Source organism: Elioraea sp., assembly GCF_022842375.1.
In the GTDB taxonomy this organism is placed as follows: domain Bacteria; phylum Pseudomonadota; class Alphaproteobacteria; order Acetobacterales; family Acetobacteraceae; genus Elioraea_A.
Map to the genome: position 1 here is coordinate 1 of NZ_JALHPR010000069.1, position 3,657 is coordinate 3,657.

General features: G+C 71.2%; 3 protein-coding genes and 1 pseudogene. 1 reads left to right on the forward strand and 3 read right to left on the reverse strand.

Annotation, left to right across the window (positions count from 1 at the left end; genetic code table 11):
* Window positions 1-2,331 (forward strand): mechanosensitive ion channel family protein (locus tag Q0C38_RS23060; RefSeq protein WP_291299485.1); only part of this gene is annotated, 2,331 nt, incomplete at its 5' end.
* 18 nt (window positions 2,332-2,349) lie between these two features.
* Here the strand turns inward: Q0C38_RS23060 and Q0C38_RS23065 are convergent.
* The 3 genes and pseudogenes from Q0C38_RS23065 to Q0C38_RS23075 form a co-directional block, all read right to left on the reverse strand.
* On the reverse strand, window positions 2,350-2,658 hold the full coding sequence (locus tag Q0C38_RS23065; RefSeq protein WP_291299486.1) for an AzlD family protein: 309 nt from the start codon (window positions 2,656-2,658) through the stop codon (window positions 2,350-2,352).
* A complete protein-coding gene (locus tag Q0C38_RS23070) occupies window positions 2,655-3,368 on the reverse strand; it encodes an AzlC family ABC transporter permease (protein WP_291299487.1) in 714 nt (237 codons plus the stop codon). The genes Q0C38_RS23065 and Q0C38_RS23070 overlap by 4 nt, the downstream gene beginning before the upstream one ends.
* Window positions 3,365-3,657 (reverse strand): annotated as a pseudogene (locus Q0C38_RS23075) (RecX family transcriptional regulator); the annotation flags it as partial. The gene Q0C38_RS23070 and the pseudogene Q0C38_RS23075, both read right to left, overlap by 4 nt.

The following is a 3,657-nucleotide window of genomic DNA, read 5'->3' on the forward strand; positions in this document are numbered from 1 at the left end:
GCAGCCACCCGCGCCGCCCGCGAGGCAGCCGGCGCCATGCACCCGGCGACACCGCCGCCAGCGCCCGTCTCGCAGCCGACGCACGTGCTGAGCAGCCAGGCGCAGGCGCAACCAGCTGCTGACCAGGCAGCCCCTGCCGCGGCGCCGGCAGTCGAACCAGCCCTCCCCGCGGCTGCCCCGCCCAACGCTGCCCAGCCCGACCCTGCTCCCCCCCTGCCCGCCGCCGAGGCAGGGCGTTTGGCCGAGATCCTGCGCGACGAGGTCCGCCGCAACGACCTTCTCGCCACGCTCGACAGCCTCGCCCGCGTCGGTGCGGCCGGGCCGGAATCGCTGCTGCCGCTTTCGCCGCAAAGCCTCGGGGCGCAACTGCTGCTCGCGGTTTCCGGCGCGCTCGGCAGCGTCGCCGATGGCGTGATCTCGGCGGTGCGGTCCGCAGCCGACCTTCCCGCCCTGGTCGATGCGGCGCAGCGCTTCGTGTTCGATCCGGCCGTGCGCGGCCGTGCCTTCGATGTGCTGTGGAAGATCATTGTTGTGCTCGCCTGCGGCATCAGCGTCGAGCGGCTGCTTGTGGTCATGCTTCGCCCGGCGCGGCGGCGCATCGTCACGGCAAGCGCGACGGCCGCGACCTATCCGACGCGGATCAGGCTGTCGGTGACGAGGTTGACACTCGACCTGCTGCCGGTGATCGCCTTCGCCGCCGTCAGCTACGCCACCATCACCGCGATCGAGCGCTGGCCCTCACAGCGCGTGCTGCTGCTCGTCGCCAACAACGCCTATCTCGCGGCACGGCTTGCGCGCGCGCTCGGCCGCGCGGTTTTCGCGCCGGAGGTGCCGGGGCTGCGCCTCGTGCCGATCGCCGACGAGACGGCGGCCTATCTGCAGGTCTGGCTGCAGCGCTTCACTGTCTGGGGGGTCACCGGATACGCGATCGCCGAGGCGACGCTGATCTTCGGCCTGGGCCAGGCGGCCTACGTGTCGCTGCTCAATATCCTTGGCTTCGTGGTGATGCTGTTCCTGCTGCTGATCGTGATGCAGAACCGCCATGCCGTGGCGGCGATGATCCGGGCACACGAGGACAAGCGAGGGCCCTGGGCCGTTGTGCGCAACCGGCTCGCCGACATCTGGCACATCCTCGCCGCCGTCTATCTCTTCGCGGGCTGGGCGATCAGCTGGCTCGAGATCTCCGGTGGCTATGGCCAGCTGCTGCGGTTCACGGCCGCGACCATCGCGGTGCTCGGCATTGCCAAGCTCATGGAACTCGGCAGCGACCGGTTGCTGGACAAGATATTCCGCGTCGAGAACGAGCTTGCGGGCCAGTATCCCGGGCTCGAGGAACGGGTGAACCGCTACACGCCGGTGCTGCGCAAGCTCGTGCACGCGATGATCTGGATCGTCGCGATCGTGATCCTGCTGCAGGCCTGGGGCCTCGGCGCGTTCGACTGGTTCCAGTCGGGCAGGCTTGGGGCGCGGGTGATCGGGGCGGCGTTGTCGGTGGTATTCACCATCGCCGTGGCCTTGCTGATCTGGGAGATGGCCAACGCGGCGATCAACCGCCATCTCGAGCGCATCTCTCGCGATGCCCAGGTGGCGCGCACGGCGCGCGTGCGCACGCTGCTGCCGATGCTGCGCACGGCGCTCATGATCGTGATGGTGATCGTCGTCGGCCTGATCATCCTCTACGAGATCGGCGTCAACATCGCCCCGCTCCTTGCCGGGGCCGGCGTCGTCGGCATCGCCGTCGGCTTCGGCTCGCAGAAGCTGGTGCAGGACGTGATCACCGGCATCTTCCTGCTCGCCGAGGATGCGATCGCGGTGGGCGACGTGGTGAACGTCGCCGGCCAGGGCGGGGTGGTCGAGGCGCTGTCGATCCGCTCGATCAGGCTGCGCTCGCTCGACGGCACGGTGCACATCGTGCCGTTCTCCGCCGTCACCACCGTGTCGAACATGACGAAGGACTTCGCCTTCTCGGTGTTCGACATCGGCGTCGCCTACTCGGAGGATACCGACAAGGTCATCGAGGTGCTGCGCACCCTGGGCGCCGAGATGCGCGAGGAGCCGCGCTGGGCGAACGTGATCCGCGAGCAGCTCGAGGTGCTCGGCGTCGAGCGGTTCATGGACAGCGCGGTGGTGATCCGTTGCCGCTTCCGCACGAACCCGGGCAGCCAGTGGGCGGTGTCGCGCGAGTTCAACCGCCGCTACAAGCGCCGCTTCGACGAGGTGGGAATCGAGATCCCCTTCCCGTACCGCAAGGTCGTCGTGCAGCAGACGCCGGGCGAGCCGCCGATGAGCCCGGAGGCGAAGGAAGCGGCGGCGATCGCGGGCGGGAGCTGACGCGGCGCGGCGCCTTCGCTACAGCCCCACCGCACGCACGGCCCAGAACGCGCCGACGCCGGCAAGCAGTGAGAAGGTGGCCGAGCGTGAGAACGCCATCACCACCAGCGTCGCGATCGCCCCGGCAAGTCCCGCAAGCCCGGCCCGCGCAATGGCAGGGGCGGCGAAGGCCACGAACAGCGTGCCAGGCAGGTGGCCGAGGAAGGCGCGCAGGAACGGCCCGGGCTGGATGCGGCGGAGCACGAGGTAGCCCGCCGCCCTGATCGCGAAGCTGACGCCCGCCATGCCGAGGATGGCGGCCAGCGTCGCAAGATCGGCCGAGATCACGGCTTGGCCGCTCCGCCCCGCTGTGTGTCGCGCCAGGCCCCCGCGGCGCTCCCCGCCACCGCGCCGACGACCACGGCCAGCGCCGGGTTCGGCAGCATCGGCGTGACGAGCAGCGAGGCGGCCGCCGCCACCGACCAGGGCAGCACATCGACGCCGATGCCGCGCCACACCGGCACCAGCAGCGCGATCAGGCAGGCGGGGGCCGCGAAGAACAGCGGATGGCCGGGCGGCAGCGCCACCACCGCGCCCATCGCATGGCCCGTGATGGTCGTGACCAGCCAGGCCGTCCAGAGCATCGTCGCGACGCCGAGGTAGAACAGCGCATCGTGCCGCCCCGCGCGCATCTCGGCGAGCGAGAGCGCCCATGCATGGTCGACGATGCCGGCGACGGACAGCCACCGCCGCCAGCCCTTCAGCGCATCGAGCCAGGGCGCGAGCGAGGGGCCCATCAGCGCGAAGCGGAGGTTGACGGCGCCGGCGGCGAGCGTCGCCGCGAGGATCGGCGCAGGGTCTGTCCAACCCTCCAGCGCCAGGATCTGCGCGGTGCCGGCGTAGACGAACGCGCTCATCAGCGCGATCTCGAGCATGGAGAGGCCCTTGGACTCGGCCAGAACGCCGACCACGAGTCCAAAGGGAAGAAGCCCGACGGTGAGCGGAAAGGCCGAGCGCAGGCCCCGCACGAACCCAGCGCGCGTTGCCGTGACGGTCATGCGCGGAACCTGGCGATGCGCGCTTCCGCCTCGGCCTCGTCCATCGCCAGCACCGCCTCGGCGATCGCGCGGGGAAACCCCGCCCGGGCCAGTGCTGCCAGAGCCTTCTGGCGTGCAGCGGCATCGGCATCGGACCTGGCAAAGGGCCCGATGCGCCTGCGCCGTGCCGCGATGGCGGCGGCGGCAAGCTCCGCCTCCCGGTCGGGCAGCGCCTCGGCGATGGCCGAGCCTGCCTCGGCGCCCGCTCCCTTGGCCGCGAGCCTCGCCGCGATCGCCGCGCGCGAGCGGC

Coding starts and splice junctions, on each gene's coding strand:
- Q0C38_RS23070 (WP_291299487.1), bottom strand. CDS start 3,368: ATGACCGTCACGGCAACGCGCGCTGGGTTCGTGCGGGGCCTGCGCTCG.